Annotated in this window: 19 protein-coding genes; 9 read left to right on the top strand and 10 right to left on the bottom strand. The window is 59.2% G+C overall.

The features are described from left to right. Positions 1 to 41: 41 nt before the first annotated feature. The gene (locus V1280_RS22555) at positions 42 to 1,679 is read left to right on the top strand and encodes a molecular chaperone GroEL (RefSeq protein ID WP_334528999.1); all 1,638 of its coding nucleotides are present in this window, start codon (positions 42 to 44) and stop codon (positions 1,677 to 1,679) included. Between the two features lie 130 nt (positions 1,680 to 1,809). Here V1280_RS22555 and V1280_RS22550 read toward each other — a convergent pair whose 3' ends face one another. Further along, positions 1,810 to 2,559: a hypothetical protein gene (locus tag V1280_RS22550; protein WP_334528996.1), complete on the bottom strand. Its 750-nt coding sequence runs from the start codon at positions 2,557 to 2,559 to the stop codon at positions 1,810 to 1,812. A gap of 257 nt (positions 2,560 to 2,816) precedes the next feature. Further along, positions 2,817 to 3,893 (bottom strand): sensor histidine kinase, encoded by a 1,077-nt coding sequence (locus V1280_RS22545; protein WP_334528993.1) that lies wholly within the window; start codon positions 3,891 to 3,893, stop codon positions 2,817 to 2,819. Between the two features lie 171 nt (positions 3,894 to 4,064). Between V1280_RS22545 and V1280_RS22540 the strand changes: the two genes are divergently transcribed. From V1280_RS22540 to V1280_RS22520, 5 genes are all read left to right on the top strand, one after another. After that, the gene (locus tag V1280_RS22540; RefSeq protein ID WP_195799827.1) at positions 4,065 to 4,433 is read left to right on the top strand and encodes a response regulator; all 369 of its coding nucleotides are present in this window, start codon (positions 4,065 to 4,067) and stop codon (positions 4,431 to 4,433) included. Between the two features lie 4 nt (positions 4,434 to 4,437). Then, the gene (locus V1280_RS22535) at positions 4,438 to 5,163 is read left to right on the top strand and encodes a histidine kinase dimerization/phospho-acceptor domain-containing protein (protein ID WP_334528984.1); all 726 of its coding nucleotides are present in this window, start codon (positions 4,438 to 4,440) and stop codon (positions 5,161 to 5,163) included. Next, on the top strand, positions 5,151 to 6,047 hold the full coding sequence (locus V1280_RS22530; protein ID WP_334528982.1) for an adenylate/guanylate cyclase domain-containing protein: 897 nt from the start codon (positions 5,151 to 5,153) through the stop codon (positions 6,045 to 6,047). Before V1280_RS22535 ends, V1280_RS22530 begins: the two co-directional genes overlap by 13 nt. A 545-nt stretch (positions 6,048 to 6,592) precedes the next feature. After that, positions 6,593 to 7,525 (top strand): esterase/lipase family protein, encoded by a 933-nt coding sequence (locus V1280_RS22525; protein WP_334528980.1) that lies wholly within the window; start codon positions 6,593 to 6,595, stop codon positions 7,523 to 7,525. Further along, positions 7,485 to 9,908 carry a tetratricopeptide repeat protein gene (locus V1280_RS22520; RefSeq protein ID WP_334528978.1) on the top strand — a complete coding sequence of 808 codons (2,424 nt, stop codon included), beginning with the start codon at positions 7,485 to 7,487 and terminating at the stop codon, positions 9,906 to 9,908. The genes V1280_RS22525 and V1280_RS22520 overlap by 41 nt, the downstream gene beginning before the upstream one ends. Before the next feature lie 165 nt (positions 9,909 to 10,073). On the opposite strand, the gene V1280_RS22515 is transcribed toward V1280_RS22520, so the two are convergent. Together V1280_RS22515 and V1280_RS22510 are read right to left on the bottom strand one after the other, a co-directional pair. Continuing rightward, positions 10,074 to 11,777 (bottom strand): adenylate/guanylate cyclase domain-containing protein, encoded by a 1,704-nt coding sequence (locus V1280_RS22515; protein WP_334528976.1) that lies wholly within the window; start codon positions 11,775 to 11,777, stop codon positions 10,074 to 10,076. A gap of 605 nt (positions 11,778 to 12,382) precedes the next feature. After that, on the bottom strand, positions 12,383 to 12,595 hold the full coding sequence (locus V1280_RS22510; RefSeq protein ID WP_334528971.1) for a hypothetical protein: 213 nt from the start codon (positions 12,593 to 12,595) through the stop codon (positions 12,383 to 12,385). Between the two features lie 809 nt (positions 12,596 to 13,404). On the opposite strand from V1280_RS22510, the gene V1280_RS22505 reads away from it, so the two are divergent. Beyond that, positions 13,405 to 13,602: a hypothetical protein gene (locus V1280_RS22505; RefSeq protein WP_334528969.1), complete on the top strand. Its 198-nt coding sequence runs from the start codon at positions 13,405 to 13,407 to the stop codon at positions 13,600 to 13,602. A 14-nt stretch (positions 13,603 to 13,616) separates the two neighbouring features. Here the strand turns inward: V1280_RS22505 and V1280_RS22500 are convergent, their stop codons facing one another. Genes V1280_RS22500 through V1280_RS22490 form a run of 3 tightly spaced genes read right to left on the bottom strand, consistent with a single transcriptional unit; the run spans position 13,617 to position 14,229 of the window. Further along, positions 13,617 to 13,763, bottom strand: a complete 147-nt coding sequence (locus V1280_RS22500) for a hypothetical protein (protein WP_334528966.1) — start codon at positions 13,761 to 13,763, stop codon at positions 13,617 to 13,619. After that, the gene (locus tag V1280_RS22495) at positions 13,760 to 14,053 is read right to left on the bottom strand and encodes a hypothetical protein (RefSeq protein WP_334528963.1); all 294 of its coding nucleotides are present in this window, start codon (positions 14,051 to 14,053) and stop codon (positions 13,760 to 13,762) included. Before V1280_RS22495 ends, V1280_RS22500 begins: the two co-directional genes overlap by 4 nt. Next, on the bottom strand, positions 14,050 to 14,229 hold the full coding sequence (locus tag V1280_RS22490) for a hypothetical protein (protein ID WP_334528960.1): 180 nt from the start codon (positions 14,227 to 14,229) through the stop codon (positions 14,050 to 14,052). The genes V1280_RS22495 and V1280_RS22490 overlap by 4 nt, the downstream gene beginning before the upstream one ends. A gap of 184 nt (positions 14,230 to 14,413) precedes the next feature. Between V1280_RS22490 and V1280_RS22485 the strand changes: the two genes are divergently transcribed. Together V1280_RS22485 and V1280_RS22480 are read left to right on the top strand one after the other, a co-directional pair. Beyond that, positions 14,414 to 14,596, top strand: a complete 183-nt coding sequence (locus V1280_RS22485; RefSeq protein WP_334528957.1) for a hypothetical protein — start codon at positions 14,414 to 14,416, stop codon at positions 14,594 to 14,596. Positions 14,597 to 15,781: 1,185 nt separating this feature from the next. Beyond that, positions 15,782 to 15,949, top strand: coding sequence for a hypothetical protein (locus V1280_RS22480; protein WP_334528954.1), 168 nt, complete (start codon positions 15,782 to 15,784; stop codon positions 15,947 to 15,949). Between the two features lie 151 nt (positions 15,950 to 16,100). On the opposite strand, the gene V1280_RS22475 is transcribed toward V1280_RS22480, so the two are convergent. The 3 genes from V1280_RS22475 to V1280_RS22465 all read right to left on the bottom strand — a co-directional run bounded on the left by V1280_RS22475 (position 16,101) and on the right by V1280_RS22465 (position 17,807). Further along, the gene (locus V1280_RS22475) at positions 16,101 to 16,718 is read right to left on the bottom strand and encodes a LabA-like NYN domain-containing protein (protein WP_334528952.1); all 618 of its coding nucleotides are present in this window, start codon (positions 16,716 to 16,718) and stop codon (positions 16,101 to 16,103) included. Positions 16,719 to 16,752: 34 nt separating this feature from the next. Next, positions 16,753 to 17,205 carry a hypothetical protein gene (locus V1280_RS22470; protein WP_334528949.1) on the bottom strand — a complete coding sequence of 151 codons (453 nt, stop codon included), beginning with the start codon at positions 17,203 to 17,205 and terminating at the stop codon, positions 16,753 to 16,755. 353 nt (positions 17,206 to 17,558) lie between these two features. After that, entirely contained in the window at positions 17,559 to 17,807 is a 249-nt protein-coding gene (locus V1280_RS22465; protein WP_334528946.1) for a PilZ domain-containing protein, read from the bottom strand. Between the last annotated feature and the right edge of the window lie 172 nt (positions 17,808 to 17,979).

The raw sequence follows: 17,979 nt of genomic DNA, 5'->3' as shown, positions 1-17,979 counted from the left end.
CGGCGCCGGAAGCCAGCGACAACAAAATCGGGAGAGAAGCAATGCCAAAGATGATGCTCCATGACGCCGCCGCTCGCGAGGCCCTTGGCCGCGGGGTTGCAAAGCTGGCGCGCGCTGTTGCGGCGACGCTGGGACCGCAGGGCATGAACGCGATCATGGATCGGCCGATCGGTACGCCGGTCGTCTCTCGCGACGGCGTGAGCATAGCCGACGAGATCGAACTCGAATGTCCGTTCGAGAATATGGGCGCGCAGATCGTGCGCGAAGTGTCGCGGCAGACCAATGAGGTCGCCGGCGATGGCACCACGACTGCGACGGTGCTGGCGGATGCGCTTGTTCAGCAGGGGCTGGCGTGCCTCGCCGAGGGCGCCAATCCGGTGGAACTGGTTCACGGAATCGAAGCCGCCGTCGAAGCGACCGTGGCAACGTTGAAAGCAGAGGCAAAGCAGCTTCAGGGCGGCGAGGGTGTGCGGGCGATCGCGCGCGTTGCCGCCAACGACGTCGCGCTTGGAAACCTCGTCGCTGAAGCCTTCGAACGGGCAGGGTCGCAGGGCATCGTCGACGTGCAGTTTGGCATCGGCGTCAAGACTGTCCTGGAGGTGGTCGAGGGCATGGCGTTCGACCGCGGCTATCTCTCCCATCACATGGTGACGGATGTCGAAAGGATGCAGGCTGTGCTTGATAATCCCTTTATCCTGATGACGGACCACAAGATCCTGTCGCCGGCCGAGTTGACGACGGTCTATGGATTGATAGCGAAGAGTGGGCGGCCGCTGCTGCTGATCGCCGATGAGGTGGCTCCGGCCTGCATCATCGACATGCTCGCGCGCCGCGAGCGAGACAAGCTCAAAGTTGCTGCCATTCATCCACCGGAATACGGACATTGGCGCAAAGCGCTGCTCGAGGATATCGCGATCGCGACGGGCGGCAAGGTGATCGCCCGTGATCTTGGCGGCAGCGTCGATAAATGCGAACTCGCGGATCTCGGCAGTGCGCGTCAAGTGCGAATTTCGGCAGAGCGGACGCTGATCACCGCCGGTAACGGCGATCAGGTGGCCGTCGACGCCCGGCGCGAACAGATCAAGCGCCAATATGAGGCCGCGCCGGAGAACATCGAGCGCGACAAATTTCAGGAGCGGCTGGCAAAGCTTGCCGGTGGTACGGCCATCATTCTCGCCGGCGGGGCAACTCCCGTCGAGCAGAAGCGGCGTGTGCAATTGATCGAGGATTCGATCAATGCAACACGTGCCGCACTCGAAGAGGGCGTCGTACCAGGCGGTGGCGTTGCGCTGATACGTGCTGCACCAGCGCTGGAGTCGCTGATCGCCGGCCTCACCGGCAGCGCACGGCAAGGTGCGCAGCTTCTGCAGCGGGCGCTGACGCAGCCGCTCTTCCGCATCGCTGCCAATTGCGGTCTGGACGGCGCGGCCTACGTCGACAAGGTCGCAAAGTCGCATAACGGCGTTGGCCTCGATGCCCGCACCGGTAGCATGGTCGACCTCGTCCAGGCCGGAATCATCGATCCCGTCAGGGTGAGTTACAGCGCGGTGCGCAATGCGGCATCGGTCGCGGGACTGGTTCTGACGACGCAGACGCTGATCGCGAAGAAGCCGGACGATTTTGATCTAACGGTCGCGCCGGCGCGGGGCGGCGGAGCAGAATTGCTCGGGCGGGCTTGAAGTGCGGGTTGTTGCTGCGAAATCAACTCACTTCGACGAGCGCTTCCGCAAGCGATGAGGCACATAGTTGCAGAGCGGGAGTAAGTGGCCGCGTCAGTTCGGATTTGCTGACATGTGGTCGATGCTGTGCTCACGCAAGCGGGCCTCGTCTTGCTTCCGTGACCTCGGGATCGATGGGCTCGTACCACATCGTCAACGTTGTCGCTAACAGCAGAGCGCTGATCGCGATGCTTAGAGGGCGCGACAATACGTAAGCTGCGATGTCGCCGAGGTTGGTGCCAAAGGCGCGGATCGCGACAACGCCTATCCAATAGGTAGCAGTCCCGACCGACGCTTCGCGACGCGGCCTCGCGCCAAGAATGAGGGCAACGGCCACGCCAGTGATCGTTGCAGAGATTGGCACACCGACCGTAACCGGATGAATCGCGTGGCCGATGCAGTCGCCTATGATCGTTCCGAGCGTGCCGGCAAGCAACATGGCCCCCCAATAGTTACCATCTGCATATGAAGCTTGCGGCATCTCTCGTTTAGAGATGAAAGCGTTGCGCACCGCAAGGAACGCCACCAGAATTGCCGCAATCAGGACGGAGAGCGTCGCGTAGCTCGCGTTCGCATATTCGACACCGATATCGGCCAAGCTTGTCGCAGCCGCACGGACGACAAGAATGGCCAGCCAATAGTGAATCTCGCTCCCGCGACTGCTCCACTGATTTGCCAGCACGACGACCGCGAAAGCGAGCCCCGGCGCCGCAAGACGGGCAGCATCGCCCAACTCGAGCACATCCACCGTGGCATCACCCAGATTCGCGCCACAGACACTGGCGATCGCAATGCCGACCCAATAGCGCGCCCCAATGGGCGGAACGATCTTGATGTGCATGAATGCGTTCTCCGATGGTCTTCGCAGGCTTTGGTTGCACGCGACGTTTTGAGCACGTCCGCGGGTATGCTGCCGCTCCATTAACGCGCGACTACGTTGCCCGAGCATTGCTCGATGCCGGCCTGGGTGCCGACGACATGACGCAGGCGCAGCCTGGCGCCTTTCATGGAACGGTTGCGTCCACGATGGTGATGCGGTTCGGCAATCGGCTGGAGTCTTGCGGCAGGTTCGCCACGCGAGGCCCGGAAGCCGTCGCCCTAGGTCGGTTCGATCCCAGGGAAGCTGGTTTCGTTTCGCGCCGCGAAGGCAGCTTCGGGAAAGCGAAGGCAGGCGGTCGTCCCGCCCCCCGGAGCCGACGCCATGGTCAATTCGCCCCCGTGCGCTGCCATGATCTCCTGAACGATTGAAAGCCCGAGCCCCGCGCTGTCCCCGGCGCTGTTGCCCGTCCGGAAAGGCTCAAGCAGTTTGTCCCTGACGTCCGGAGATATGCCCGCTCCGTCATCGGTGATGGATACGCTCCCGGGACCTAGCCTGGCCACAATGTGTCGAGCGCCTCGGGCATGAATTAATGCGTTGCTAACCAGGTTGGCGAGGGCACTCCGAATGGCTGCTTCGACGCCCTTTATACTTGCAGTACCTTCGTCCGCTTCGAACGAGAGCTCGATACCGGCATCCAAAGCCGAGGGACTAAGGTCAGCGAGCACGTCCCTTGTCACTATTGCTAGGTCGAAGGGCTGCTTTTCGATCGCATGATTCTGCAGACGGGCGAGGTCCAGCATTGCCGAGACGAGCGAAGCCAGGCATCGGACATCGCGTACGAGTTCGGCTCTTATCCCCGGTTCGGTGACATCCTCGATCTTCGCGCGGAGCACGGTTAGCGGCGTACGTAGCTGGTGAGCTGCATTGCCGAGGAACCGCCGCTGCATTCGGATGTAGGCATCGATCTCATCGAACGACCGGTTGAGAGCTTGGACCAGCGGTTTGAGCTCGAGCGGGACTTGATCCAGTGCAATCGATCCCTGCGGAGCCGCCGGGTCGATGGCTAGAGCGAGTTCCGTGGCGCGAGCGATGGTGCGGGACACGAAGCGCGCCGACAACAGGATACCCAGCGCAACGGTCAGGGCGAAGGCCAGTGCAGCCAGCGATATGGTCAAACGACCTCGAAGCACGAATGATCTCGCGATCTGCGCGAAATGGATCTGTGCATTGCCTATCATGATCACCAATCGGTCGGAGCCGTTCCGCACGACGGCGAGGCAGAACATGCTCTTCTGGTCCAGCGCGCTGAGCGTCGAGAAGCCGAAAGGTCCGTTATAGGGAAGCGCGAAGGGCAACTCCGGTCTGCGGTCGCTTCCGAACTCATTTGTCAGAGCCCCGTTCGAGACGACGTACCAGAGGTCCGGACTATTAAATTTCAACTCGTCCAATTTGTGCGTGGAATGGACGGTTAGCGGCCGGCCAGAGCCGATCCGACGATGTGACTGCATGACCTGATGGCGGAAACAATGGCCAAGATACTGCTAGTTGAAGATAATGAGATGAACCGGGACATGCTCTCTCGTCGTCTTGTCCGCAAGGGATTCGAGGTGGTGATGGCGGTCGACGGTGGCGAGGCAGTCCACATGGCTGAGAGCGAACAACCGGACCTGATTCTGATGGACATGAGCCTGCCTGTTGTCGACGGCTGGGAGGCAACTCGGCAGGTTAAGGCATCCGCGACGACGGGGCATATCCCGATTATTGCGCTGACGGCCCATGCGATGTCCGGCGACAAGGAGAAGGCCCTTGGGGCGGGTTGCAACGACTACGATACCAAGCCCATCGAAATGTCGCGTTTGCTGGAAAAAATAGAAGCTCTGTTGCCGCCAAGTTGATGGCATGACCGCTCGTCCCACCACAGGCGAACCAGATCCGCGCTTCGACCGCGCGCTGGAGGCATTCGTCCGGCAAGAATTCAACATTTCGACTCAGGTCATTATCGAGATTGCTGAACTCCTGATGGATGACGCGCGCCGCGATCATGACGACGCGCTGGTCGCGGATCTTACACGCATTCGCACCGCAGGACTTTCGCTCCAACAAGAACTTCATCGGCTCGTCGCGTTGACCCTCAAAGGGTCTACCGCTACCGAGCCTGATCTGGTGCAATTCAAGGCCAAGCTTCGCCACGATTTGCGAACGCCCTTAAATGCGGTCAAGGGATACAGCGAACTGATCATTGAGGATGCGCGCGAGAACGGCCGCGAACAACTGCTCAACGATGCCGGGAAGATGGTCTCTGCCGCCGAGCAATTGCTGAAACAGGTTGATCGGCTGGTGGCGATGACCGACTCGGGCGCAATCGGGACGCGCGACAGTCTGCCACTTTTGGTCAGGTCGCAGCAGGACCTCGTCGGCCAGGTTATCGCGTCGATCGGTCCGGCCCGCAGCCGCCTTCAATCGCAATCGAGTCGCATTCTCGTCGTTGATGACATCCTGGCCAATCGCGAATTGCTGTCCCGCAGGCTCAGCCGCGATGGTCACGTTGTCTGCATGGTCGAGGGGGGGCGAGTGCGCTCGACCTGCTGGCGCAAACGCCGTTCGATCTGGTGTTGCTGGACCTGATGATGCCGGATATGAACGGCTTCGAAGTCCTGCTGCGCTTGAAAGAGGATCAGGCGCTGCGAAATATTCCCGTCATCATGATATCCGCACTCGACGAGATCGACAGTACCGTTCGCTGCATCGAAGCGGGTGCCGAGGACTACATTCCGAAACCCTTCAATCCCGTGCTGTTGACTGCACGCATCGAAGCGACTCTCGAGCGAAAGCGGCTACGCGATCGCGAACAGGCTTTCACTGACCAGTTACGGATTGAGAAAAGCAAATCTGACGCGCTGTTGCTGAACATTCTGCCAGCAGGCGTTGTGGACCGCATGCGACTAGGCGAGGTGGCGATCGCGGACCGATTCCCGGATGCGACGATCCTTTTCGCGGACTTGGTCGGCTTTACCAGCTTGGCCAGTGGCTCTTCGCCCGCTCGGATTATTGAAATTCTTAATCACCTGTTTTCCGCTTTCGATACGTTGGCGAAGTCGCTGAACCTCGAGAAGATCAAGACCATCGGTGACGCCTATTTGCTCGCCGGTGGCCTTCCTGATGAGCGGCCTAATCATGCGATTGCGGTCGCGGACATGGCACTCGGTATGATCGACATCGTTCGCGAGACCGGCAAGCAGTTCGGAATAGCGCTGTCATCCCGAATTGGAATTCATTCCGGCGATGTGGTGGCCGGCATCATTGGCCAGCACCGGTTTATCTACGACGTCTGGGGCGACACCGTTAATCTGGCGAGCCGGCTTGAATCGACAAGCCAGCCCGACCAAATTCAAATCTCGGAGGCCACCTACGAAAGAGTCGCGGGAGTGTTTCACTGCGAACCGCGCGGGCAGATCGAAGTTAAAGGCAAGGGGCTCCTCTTAACCTTTTTTCTCGGATCACGGATCTAAAACGTGCGGCAGTGATCTGTCGCCCTTCTTCGGCGGCAGAGGTCGGAAGTGGCGCGGTCGAATTACTGGGCGACAATGAACTCTTCCTGCCATTGCCTCACCGTACCGCCGAATGCCTTTTCGGCGCCTTGCTGAGTTTCGAGAAGGCGCCACCACGTCAACGTGATTTAGCCGACCTGAGAGGATGGCATCCACCGGCTACTCCATCAGATTGACGAGGATGCGACGGCGATTGGGCCGCCTGCGCAGCATCGAGGGGCACTAGCACGCTACTCGTGGGGGATCACCGCTCCTCCAAACCGAGTTTGCTACCGGTCTGAATTTCCACCGGTCTCCTGACAGCTGCAGGTAGCTTCGCACCCTAGCTACGGTGCCAACCCACGCTTTTGCGACTTGGAGGCCCGCCTTCTGGCCCTTGGTACAGCGCCCGGAACGGTGAGCTCACTCGCGGTAAGGCGTGATTATCGGTAGGCAGGTGCAGTCCAATGTCGCCACTAAGTTGCAAATATGCTAACTTCAGCGGTTGAGTAGTCATTGGCGACACGATGTCTGATCTCTTCAAAGTGGCGGATCCCGCCGAACAACCCACCGGCAGCATTTTGTTGCTGCACGGACTTGGCGGGCATCACTATGACACCTGGCGGCTTGAAGTTGGGCGCAAGCCTTGGAACCTGGACGAAACATTCTGGCCGGCATGGTTGGCACGAGACTGTGCGTCACTTGCTATTTACGTTGTGGGGTACAACGCGGCCGTATCGCGTTTGCGCGGGACTGCGATGCATTTAACGGATCAGGCGACCAGCATTTTGGCCAGAGTCAACGCTGAATCAGAGCTCGCGCAGGGCCCATTGACGCTGATCGGGCACAGTCTCGGCGGGTTAGTAATCAAGCAGATATTGCGGACGGCGGATAGCATGGCGCGCTATGATAAGCGCTCGGCTGGATTCATCGAACGCGTTGAACGGGTGGCTTTTCTTGGTACTCCGCATCTTGGATCGGGTTTGGCGACCTGGGGAGATCGCCTACGGATTCTCGTACGCCCTTCGTCCGCGACCGCCTCGCTAGTTCGCAATGACCCCAACCTTCGAGATTTGAACAATTGGTATCGGGATTGGGCAAACGCGCGCGGCATAACTCACTTGGTACTCACTGAAACGCAAAGGACGTCCTTCCTCGGAACCATTGTTTCGCCGGATAGCGCAGATCCTGGTCTCGCAAATGTGCGACCCATTGCAATCGACGCCAATCATTCGAATATCTGCAAGCCTTCCGATGACACGAGGCAAATCTACATTCTCGTGCGAGACTTCAATGTCAGGTTGATAGAAAAACCGAAGCCCTTGGAAGACGCGTTGGTAGAGAGATTAGTTGCTGCCTTCGATGCGCGTGCCTCGATTGCAGCAAAATCTGAGACGGGAGTAGAGAGACGCACTGTATTTGAGCTATGCCCGTCGGCTGAAACCCGCAGAGGTACTTGATTTCGATCAGGCAGTCTTAGAACTGGTTGGCGCAGTGGAGATTGCTGTCGCTGTTAGCGGGAAGAGTATGCGCGGCAGTAACCTCGGTCATCTCGTGAACAGTGTGCTAGACGACGTCGCAGAGAAGACCAGAATTGGTGATCTCGATGGCGCAGCGAGGAAAGCTGATCAGGGCATTGCTGATTGGGAACGTGAAGAAGCGGATCGGCGGCAGGCCTCAACTCGCAGTGGCATCGCACTTTTGGAGGCAGGACTACACCAAGACGTCCTCCGGCGCGACGCGCGTGGCGCTGCTAAGCGTGTGCTGAGGATTGCGACGCTAGAACAACCTGAGAATGAGCCTGCTTGCTTTGAAGCAGTTTGTGGACGCTTTCAAGACTTTTACAGGCGTGGCCGCGATCAGGGAACGAATTTGGATCTTTCAATCGCAATCGAGGTAGCGCGATGTGCTCTACTGATAGCCGGAGGGGCACAGCTCGGACGAGCGCTAAACAGTTTGGGGTTAGCACTCTACATGCTTGGCCGTCGCGAGAGCAATCCCGAGCGCTTGGAAGAAGCTGTCGCGACCTATCGCAAGGCATTGTTACAACGGACCCAGGATAGCGCGCCGCTCGACTGGGCTGAAACGCAGCACAATCTTGGTCACGCGCTTCGGACTCTCGGCGAGCGCGATCGAGGAACGCTACGACTCGAGGAGGCGGTCGCTGCTTTTCGGGCAGCCTTGTTGGAACGCACCCGTGGCCGCGCACCTCTCGATTGGGCCGCAACGCAGGACGGCCTCGCGGCGGCGCTCCGCGAGCTTGGGGGCCGCAGGGGCGGCACCACCTTGTTAAAGGAAGCGATCCTTGCGTACCGGGCGGCACTGACTGAGCGGACCCGTGATCGCGCGCCGCTCGATTGGGCAAGGACTCAGAACAATCTTGGAATTGCGTTGGCAGAATTAGGCGATCGGGAGGAGGGCAGCACATGCCTGGCGGAAGCGGTCGCGGCCCACCGTGCCGCTCTTACCGTGAAGACTCGCGAGTTAGTGCCCCTTGATTGGGCGGCTACGCAGAACAATCTCGGTTGTGCGCTTCTCAGGCTTTCCGGCGGAACAGACTCGAGTGCTCTTAGGGACTCGGTTGAGGCCTACCGCGCTGCTCTGACAGAACGAACCAGAGAACGTGTTCCGCTACAGTGGGCTGCCACTCAGAGTAACCTGGGAGCCGCCTTATCCCTAATCGGTGAGTTTGAAAGCGACGCCGGATTTCTCAGGGAGTCAATTGTTGCCCTAAGGGCTGCCCTGCTGGAATGGACCCGAGAGCGCGTTCCTCTTGATTGGGCGAGCTCAAACACTCATTTAGGTGATGCGCTTTTTGCGCTCGGTGGGATCGTTGACGATGCCAAACTGATTGAGGAAGCGATCGCATGTTACCAGTTAGCATTGCTGGAACGAACCCGCGAAAGTTCGCCGCATCAATGGCCTCTAATGAAGTGGCAGCTGGGCGATGCGCATTGGGCTCTGGGGGTACGCGAGAGCGGGACCACAAATCTTGAACAAGCTGTGACGGCATACCGTGAAGCCTTAACAGAAATGACCTGCGAGCGATCGCCACATTCTTGGGCATTGCTGCAATTTGATCTCGGCAATGCGCTCGCCAAACTTGGCGATCGCGAGCAAAGTACAGGACGGCTACACGAGGCGGTCGTTGCGTTCCAAGAAGCACTGAAGGAGTGGACCAGCGAACATAAGCCCTCGCACGGTGGGGTGCTCAACAATCTCGGGATTGTGCTTAAAAATATTGGCCAACGAGAGGATCGCATGGCTGCGCTCCTTGAAGCCGTTGAGAAGTATCAATGGGCGCTTTCAGTACTTCCGCGTGATCGTGTACCCCTCGACCGGGCTATGGTGCAGTTTAATCTTGGCAACGTGCTAGTAGTAATAGGCGAGCATGAGGGGAATGTAGGACGACTCGTTCAAGCAGTTGCAGCGTATCGTGAGGCGTTGACGGAAAGGACGCGCGAGCTGGTACCATTTGATTGGGCCAGGACACAGCACATGCTCGGATTGGCTCTTTCAAGCCTCGCGCGAAATAGCGGTGATATAAGGGCGTTGGAGGAGGCGATCGATGCATACCAGCGGGCGCTGTTGGAATTGACCCGTGAACGGGCCCCCGATGAGTGGGTCGAATGCGCGTGCAACCTCTGTTCCGGCCTCACGATGCTTGCCGAGCGAACTGGTGATTTAGGAGTGGCACGAACGGCTATTTCACAGATCCAGATTGTGCACGAATATGCCGGCAGCAACGGGCCGATATGGCTCGCGGAAAAATGCGCGGGAGAACTTAAGAAGGCGAACGCTGTCGTAGAGTCCTTAGCTAAGCTCGCTCTTCCGAGCCAGTAACGCTAATTGTGATGCTGCGCATTTCGTCGATGTGACGGTTTTGATAACGTCCGATTATCGAGATCTAAGACTGCTCTCGGCGCGAAGCAGAAATTTGATACAAAGCCAAGGTCGCCTAGGGCCAGAAGCAGTCATTCGGTCGCCTCGTCCCTCCTACGCAGCGGGCTATTCGGGCAACCCCGCTTTCCGAAGACCCTCAACAAACAGCTTTGAGTGTTTGGGGACCTGGGCGATCCACGCCGATATTGTAAAGGCGGGATCGATCTCAAGCACGCGCGCCGCCGCCTCGTGCGCCTCAGTGTCGCGTCCGAGATGGGCGAAGCCGGACGCGAGGCCGCGGTAAGCTGGCACGAAGGAGGGATTGTGACGAAGGGCTTTCTTAAATACGATGATCGCCTCGTCAAAGCGGCGAAGCCTCATAAGGGCATTCCCAATGCCAAAAAACGTCATGTGTAACAGCGGGTCTACGGGGCTCATGCGAATGGCGCGTTCAAAGCTTCGCATCGCTTCCTCTGGATGCCCCGCCAATATGTAGACCCAGCCTCTGTTGTTCCAAGTGCGCCATGAGTTTGGGTTGAGCGCGACGGCCCGGTCAGCCATTTCGATCTCGGCTTCGCTATCGCCGACCATGCCCGCCAAGGTTACGGCAACCCTTGACAGCGTGTCCGGATCACCATCATCGATGCTCAATGCCAAACGGGCAAGCCGAACTGCTTCCTTGCAGTCGAATTGGGGATCCTTGGAATAGCCTAGAGCGACGTTGCTCGCATGACAGTCACCTGCCAGAGCCGCCGCAGAGCCGAACCTCGGGTCTAGCTCCAGAGCGTGATGAGCCTGCTTGATCGCCTCGGCCAAACTTTCGCGGGTCGTCCGGTGATACTGGTGCATGGCTCGGAGAAAAAAGTCATAGGCAGTAAGGTTCTCTGGTCGCCGCCGCGTCGCCATTTCAATTTCTGTTTGAAGCATCTTTGGCTGAACAGCCGAGACAACGGCGAGCGTTACTTCGTCCTGAAGAGAGAAGACGTCGGTCAGGTCACGCTCAAACCTGTCCGCCCATAGATGCGCGCCAGTAACCGCATCGATCAACTGCCCCGTGATGCGAACTTTCCCCGACGCCTTGCGCACCGCCCCCTGAAGGACATAGCGCACGCCAAGCCTGCGCCCGACTTCCTTGATGTCGACGGCTTTGCCCTTGAAGGTGAAACTCGAATTTCGAGCGATCACGAACAACCATTGGAACCGCGAAAGCGCGGTCGTGATCTCCTCAACCATCCCGTCCGCGAAGTACTCCTGCTCGGGATCGCCAGACATGCTCGCGAACGGCAGCACGGCGATGGAGGGCTTGTCTGGAAGTGGAGGAGCCGGAGTGAGCCTCTCGGCCAGCGGGCCATGTGCTCTCGCACATACAGCGTAAGTGCGGACCGGCTTGGCGATGTTCTTGAGCTGCTGTCCGCCGCGATCCTCGAAGCCAGCATCCAGCTTGCCTTCGACCTCGCCGTACACCTTTTCGGAAATCAGGATGCCGCCCGGATCGGCGACCCCCTCTAGCCGGACAGCGATGTTGATCCCGTCGCCAAAAAGATCCCCGTCAGCCCCAACGATAACCTCCCCGAGATTGACCCCAATGCGTAGCTTAAATGAGCTTCGGCCTGAAGCGATGCTTTCCTGTATCTCCACCGCGCATCGCACCGCAGCCGATGGACTTGCGAACTCGGCTAGCGCGCCATCACCCGTTGTCTTGATGAGCCGCCCTTCGTGGCGGGAGAGGCTAGGCTCGATCAATTCTCGCTTGAGCCGCTCGAACTCGGCATAGGTAGCTTCCTCGGCGCGTTGCATCAACGCGGAGTAGCCGACCACGTCGGCAGCCAAGATTGCCGCTAGTCGCCTTGGGACTCGCTGCTCGGTCACAGCCATCCTCTCGCAGGTACCTACCCAGCGGGTGAACTCCCGCGCCGCTACTTTCGACGGCTCCGTTGCATACGCAGCCTAACACAATGTCGCTGGCTGCGGTTGGCAATTGAGGGTGTTCAAACCGTTTGCGGGCCAGACACAACGTTCGTGCCCACTTCTGCATTGGGTCAAAATGCGACGTCGCCGGCTCATAGCGCTCGCCGTGCTTCACAAGCCAGCCACCTTCAACCATCTTTTGCGCCAATTCCGTCGAGCATGCCGGTTGGCTGCCGCCTGGGTAATGAATGCCGCCTCCGCGCTGGACCAAGAAGCCGTAGACGCGCGCCAGCCTTAGCGCCTTGAGCATGCCAGGAATGAGAATGATGGAGCCGGTCATTGCGGACGCTTCCGAATCACCAACGGCGGAGAGAACGGCCCCGGCTCGCGTGGGGCAGGGGTATGGGCCGGGGCCGCTCCACCAGCTCGGTCGAGCGAGCCAGCGAGACTCAGAAGCCGACATGGCGGCCTTTGCTCCTCGCTGAGGATCCACGCTGACAGCTTCGCGAGGCGATCGGGACTCTTGGCTAGCCGTCTCGGCGACGAATGCCAAAGTTGTCGCAGGTTAGCGCAAAAGCTTCTTTCGCCGCGTCATCTTCAAAACAGAAGCGCGTGCCAACTTCGGCGCGATCGGTCCACCAGTTGATCTGTTTTCCTTTTGCGATGCGCGAAGCTTCTCCGCGTAGCAGATCCAATTGTCTTCCAGCTGCGTGGACGATCAGGCAATGTTCGTCAGGCATAGAGTCAATCCCTCAAACAATACGAAGGCCGCAGCGGGAGGTTTAAACCGCTGCGGCCCGCGCATGGTCAAATAAACCGGGTGAAATTGATAAGTGGAATAAGGCGCCAGCCCCGGTAAGGATTTTTTAGCAAAGATCCAATGCCTGCGCGAATCATTCGTAAGTTCCGAAGCGGGAACTTGTGGCATGTCCGGGAGATGCTCACTCCCGGCGCTCTAATCCGAAATTGGATCGGCGGCCGGGAGCATTGGGGCTGGAAAGAGAGCAGTGCCATGTTCCTCTTCGGCTGCAATCCATCTGACCGGTTTCACCAATCCCAATTTCGGAACGGGGTGTTCTATTTGAAGGAACATGGAGAGCCTGGAAGCGCGCGGACGGCTACTGCGCATCGAGGGTCGGCACATGAGCGACAATCGAGAGACACCGCAGCGAGATCGGTTTCTTCACTGCCCTGCGTGCGCCACCCCACTTAAACTTGCCCATAAGTTCCTCGATCCCACACAGGGAAAGACAGTTCGCCTTTTCAAACGCGAAAGGTGCGGCGAACGCATCTGGGATGAGTAGGGCCGCTTCAGTCGGCAGCCTCTTCGCGATCTCCCGCAGGTTCACGCTGGCGGGCTTTGTTTGTAGGTCCGGCGAACTCCCCGTTGATGCGGCCGGGGAAGCTGTCACATCACGTTAACAGTCAGGTGCCAATTTAGCAGGCGCTGGGATTTCAGAGCCCAGACCGGAATACGTGGCGAACGCTGCCGAGCGAATATATTCCGCTTGTGCAGCGTTCAGCATCCCCTCAATTTCGGGAGTTCGGCGTGTTTGATGCTGAAATGACTGCGCTGCTCAGGGCGGTGCTCGAGGAAGTTTGCGAAAATATTCCTGTAAGCGAGACGGGCGCCAGAGCGTACGTTGCTTCGAAGCTGCTCGATGCCGCGTCACATGGACAGCTCTCAACCGACGCGTTGAAAGCGGCGGGTCGCAAGGCCCTGAGCCCACCAACGATGTGGCGCTGATTATCTGCTCCACATCACTCGATCACGTCGTACTCGAAGGCGACGCCTTCCGGATCGTTCGCCTCGAACCACGTTTCCGCGGCGTCGACCGTGGCGAAAACCTTGATGTGGTCGACGTCGCCGACCTGCTTGGCGGTGTTCACGTAGACGAAGACGGTCATTGATCCCTTTTCAGCTTGCGCCGGCCCCAATGCGGCTCTTTGCCCTTCGGGTTGAACTCCGGGACGTAGTGTCGGTTCAACGCCCGCATGATGCCGATTCGGGCGAACATCGTCGGGCCACCGCGCTCGACCACCAGGAGCAAGGCTTCCATTGCAGCCCGCCATTCCAACGCGTCGTGCTCCTTCTTCGGCAGCGCTGCTATGTACTCGCCGGCATCGCGCAGCGTTACCAAGTTGGGGCCGGCTACCTCTATCGGGTCATTGAACGGCCGCCCCCAGCCACCAGTCATCCCTTGCTCACACCCTCCGCAATCGCACGCTCGACCTCGGCGGCGAGCACGCTCAGGTGATCCGCCAGCCGGGTGAACAGGTCTCGCTTCTTGGGATCGGTCGCCAGATCTCGGATCAGCGCGCACTCGGCCGCATCAGTGCGGAGCTTTTCCAACTGAGCCTGCATGTCTTTCATCGCAGCTGCTCCGTTCCCGCCTATGGAACCCTATCGCCAATGTGCGGAAGCGGAACAGTGCTGATTGCCGTTTTTTCCTAGGCTCTGGACCCTTGGCCTTGCCCAAGGTCCAAGCACCTCCAGCGGCCCCGGCCACCCACACCCCAAAAGCCCCCTAGGCCGGGGCCGTCGTTGGCGACGACCCATGTCAACGATCCTCCCTGGCTTCGGCCCACCCTGCTGCATGAGTCCGACAGACCCGCCCCGTCTGGAGAAGGATGCGCCAAAGCCTCAGCTTTCGCGCATGGAAGAGGCCCGCCGGATCATCGAGGAATACGCAAACGACCTTCGCGAGATCATCAAGAAGCTGACCGGCAGGCTGCATTGAGGGCGCCTCGATTGGCGGCCTTTTACTTGGCCCATCACCTCATTCAGGAACCAGTGGCGAGCGACCGGATTGGTGCTGTGCTCCGGCTCCAAGTCCCCCCTGCGGGCCGGAGTAAATACCAACGGCCCCAGCCGCCGCCAAAAAGCTGGGGCCGTTTTTTGGCTCTATCGCGTGTTTCGATGCCCCATGATTGCACGCTGCTGATTGCCGCGCTCGAAGTCGGGCCGGACGTCGGCGCCGCGGCTACCGCATCCCCGGCAGACGAACCGCGGCTCCAGATCCGAAAGCCTCAGGTCGTCCGACCATCCATCCGCATTCAGAGCGGCATGGTGGCCGCAGTGGCAATAGACCAGCACGTCGCGCAATCCTATCCCGCGCATCTCGCCGAACGTGATCTTGGTCTGCCGGTCGTTAGCGTGCGTAGGCGTGGGGCGTAGGGCAGGGCGAAGCATCCGACAAACGACGACGCCGGACTCTAGAGAGTCAAATTATCAATACCTTGGGGCTCAGCTCGCGCGCGAGCTACTGGGCGTCGTGGGTGTGGAATGCGCGTCGCACACCAGCCGACCCTGAAGGTGGGCGCCGGAGACTGAATAGCGCCCATGGGCGACATCAGTCCGCCTGGCATTGCCGATCCGGAAACTGGTCTGTGCGCATCTGGCCGCTCGTCGGCAAGGTTGCTTTACTGATGAGGGAACAGGTCAGCGCCTAGCTGAAGCAGCCGCACATAGGTGCCGCTTTCATGCAGCTCGAGCCACCCCTTTTCGATCGCGTATCTGATGCCGGCGCCGAACTCCGGCCCGCTTGCATTGCATCCGGCCTTGGACATGAAGGGATAATTGACCTTTTCGATGTGGATGCGGCCGTTGATCGGCTCGATGCCGGCGGCGAGCTCGAGAAGCTTGCGAGCGGCGGTCTCCGGATGAGCGTAGGGCGCCCCTCGGTGTGTTCACCAGCTCACCTTTCCTGCCGCATGCGCGGCGTAGATGTGGGCGCGATTGGGGGGCCACAAACGCAGCCTCCTCCGTGCCAATTGCGCTTGCCGGATGCCACTTCGTTCATTCTCTGACCGGTCCGCCCAAACGTCATCCGGCTCCCACGTAATGCGAATCGTCAGCGCGATAGGAACGGAAGTTGGATTGCCAAGTTTTCCCGGTGCCTGGGGGCCCTAGCGAGGCAGCCACAATGAGCAACACAGAAATAGCCCTTCAAACTTCGCCGGTCACTAGGGTCACCCGGATTAAGGATTTCATGTTCGTCGGCGCGTTTGTCTTGGCGACCGTTGCCGCCACGTTCGGATGGGTCGCCGCGCTGGGATGGGGCGCCTTCAGGCTGGGGTCTTGGCTGTTTTGATGCCTGGCTGCGATCCGCAAAGTTAGGCAGGCCGAGACCGGCGCTCACATAAGCGAATGGCTGAACTCGCCCGGACTACGACTACCAGAATAATTACCGGATTCCGCTTCATTCCGCCCGAATTCATCGATGCCGACGCCGCCTTCACAGTCTAGTCGTGAGGGTCGATTCCCCTCGGCTCTTGCAGGAATTTAGGCGCGTGTCCGCGCGCTTCGCGATCGCGCGGGGCAGGGCGCTCGGACGGGTCGCGGCCAAGCTTGGACTGCAACTCGACGAGATCGGTGAAGACATCGGCCTGGCGGCGCAGCTCGTCGGCGATCATCGGCGGCTGGCTGGCGATGGTGGAGATCACCGTCACCCGCACGCCGCGCCGCTGCACGGCCTCGACCAGCGAGCGGAAGTCGCCGTCGCCCGAGAACAGCACCATCTGGTCGATGTGTTCGGCGAGCTCCATGGCATCGACGGCGAGCTCGATGTCCATGTTGCCCTTGACCTTGCGGCGGCCGGAGGCGTCGATGAATTCCTTGGTCGCCTTGGTGACGACCGTGTAGCCGTTGTAGTCGAGCCAGTCGATCAGCGGACGGATCGAGGAATATTCCTGATCCTCGATGATCGCTGTGTAGTAGAACGCCCGAAACAGCTCCCCGCGGCTCTGAAATTCCTTCAGCAGGCGCTTGTAATCGATGTCGAAGCCGAGAGTTTTCGCCGTCGCGTAGAGATTGGCGCCATCGATGAAAAGCGCGATCTTGTTCGTCGGAGCGGATGACATGACTCGCAGGCTTTCCGGAGCGGATTTAGAAGCCCTAAAATACTTTAAGCTTCAAACAATGGAATACGAAGAGGAACTTCGCGCCACCAATAAAATTAGGCTTTGTTAGATTGTTGAGTATTGTGGCGATTTTAGGTGGCTGTTTTGGAGTATGCGTCCCATGAGCGATGCGGATTTCCTTCTCTTTGATAGCTCGATCACGCGGCACGGTCGCGCCTGGCGTTGGTGTGTTTCTAGCGAAGCCGGTGAGATTGTCTTGCAGGGTATCGAGCGCAGCCGACCAGCGGCGCAGTATAGGGCTGCGCGCGCCACTTTTTCGTTGCTTCTCACCGCGCCGTACGGGAGACGCACGAACTCTGCTGAGCCAAGCGACTGGCTTGGGATTGCGGCGCTGAAATTCAGTCGCGGAAAGATCTAGCGAGATGGGCGGCGAGTCCGTCGGATATTCTAATCTGACAGAGCGACTGCCTAATTCGTTCAGCAACATCCTTCGACCTGTTTCCCCACAGTTGGCCTGATTCGGAGCCCACTTTGGGTAGAACGTGACGGGTCGCAGCCGGTAAGGATCAAGCAAGCGGGCCTTTCTGTTTATGAGAGGCAGGCGACGACGGCGAGAACTACATTGGCCAAAGTCACTGAATAGATTGACCAGGTAATCCAGAGACCAAGCGCAAGAGCAACCACTTTAAGAGCGATCATCGATATTCGTTCTGCTCTACGCGATCGTCGAGAAGATGCACGTGAGATGAGAGCTAGTCCGAAATTGAAGTGAGCCGCTACTTTCGCGGCCCGCAGCTGCCCGCGCGCTGTAGGATCAAGCGCTCCGCAATCGCCTAAACGTCAATCTGTAAATTCAACGCCGATACGGCTGCCTGAACGCCAGATTAGACGGCAATTTCTGTCGACGCGATCCTTTGCGATCATCAGCTTGAACCGGTCTCTCATAATATGCCCAGCTGATAAGGGTAGCTCGATTGCTGCTCCGTGCTCGGTGATGTCGACGACGCGGCAAGAGGTGCTCGATCCGTCGCCGAAGATGTAGGCGACCTCGTTTGTTTCGATGCGCTTTTGTCTGCGACGTTCCTGCACTGTTTCTTTCCAGTAGAACGCGTGCGGTCACTCTGCCGAGCAGCAAGGGCCTCGCGTTGCGGGCTTATCGAAGACCACGCCAGCCGCGTAGGGCTGACGCGTTTCCGATTGCCCATGCGTATCCGCGGTACTCGTCACCAATCCGCGACAGCAAATCGTATAGCCACAACGG

The sequence above is a fragment of the Bradyrhizobium sp. AZCC 2230 genome (assembly GCF_036924495.1).
In the GTDB taxonomy this organism is placed as follows: domain Bacteria; phylum Pseudomonadota; class Alphaproteobacteria; order Rhizobiales; family Xanthobacteraceae; genus Bradyrhizobium; species Bradyrhizobium rifense.
The sequence above is the reverse complement of the archived record's forward strand: the minus strand, read 5'-3'. Positions and strand labels throughout refer to the sequence as shown.

Coding starts and splice junctions, on each gene's coding strand:
- V1280_RS22555 (WP_334528999.1), top strand. CDS start 42: ATGCCAAAGATGATGCTCCATGACGCCGCCGCTCGCGAGGCCCTTGGC.
- V1280_RS22550 (WP_334528996.1), bottom strand. CDS start 2,559: ATGCACATCAAGATCGTTCCGCCCATTGGGGCGCGCTATTGGGTCGGC.
- V1280_RS22540 (WP_195799827.1), top strand. CDS start 4,065: ATGGCCAAGATACTGCTAGTTGAAGATAATGAGATGAACCGGGACATG.
- V1280_RS22535 (WP_334528984.1), top strand. CDS start 4,438: ATGACCGCTCGTCCCACCACAGGCGAACCAGATCCGCGCTTCGACCGC.
- V1280_RS22525 (WP_334528980.1), top strand. CDS start 6,593: ATGTCTGATCTCTTCAAAGTGGCGGATCCCGCCGAACAACCCACCGGC.
- V1280_RS22510 (WP_334528971.1), bottom strand. CDS start 12,595: ATGCCTGACGAACATTGCCTGATCGTCCACGCAGCTGGAAGACAATTG.
- V1280_RS22500 (WP_334528966.1), bottom strand. CDS start 13,763: ATGACCGTCTTCGTCTACGTGAACACCGCCAAGCAGGTCGGCGACGTC.
- V1280_RS22495 (WP_334528963.1), bottom strand. CDS start 14,053: ATGACTGGTGGCTGGGGGCGGCCGTTCAATGACCCGATAGAGGTAGCC.
- V1280_RS22490 (WP_334528960.1), bottom strand. CDS start 14,229: ATGAAAGACATGCAGGCTCAGTTGGAAAAGCTCCGCACTGATGCGGCC.
- V1280_RS22485 (WP_334528957.1), top strand. CDS start 14,414: ATGTCAACGATCCTCCCTGGCTTCGGCCCACCCTGCTGCATGAGTCCG.
- V1280_RS22480 (WP_334528954.1), top strand. CDS start 15,782: ATGAGCAACACAGAAATAGCCCTTCAAACTTCGCCGGTCACTAGGGTC.
- V1280_RS22475 (WP_334528952.1), bottom strand. CDS start 16,718: ATGTCATCCGCTCCGACGAACAAGATCGCGCTTTTCATCGATGGCGCC.
- V1280_RS22470 (WP_334528949.1), bottom strand. CDS start 17,205: ATGTTGCTGAACGAATTAGGCAGTCGCTCTGTCAGATTAGAATATCCG.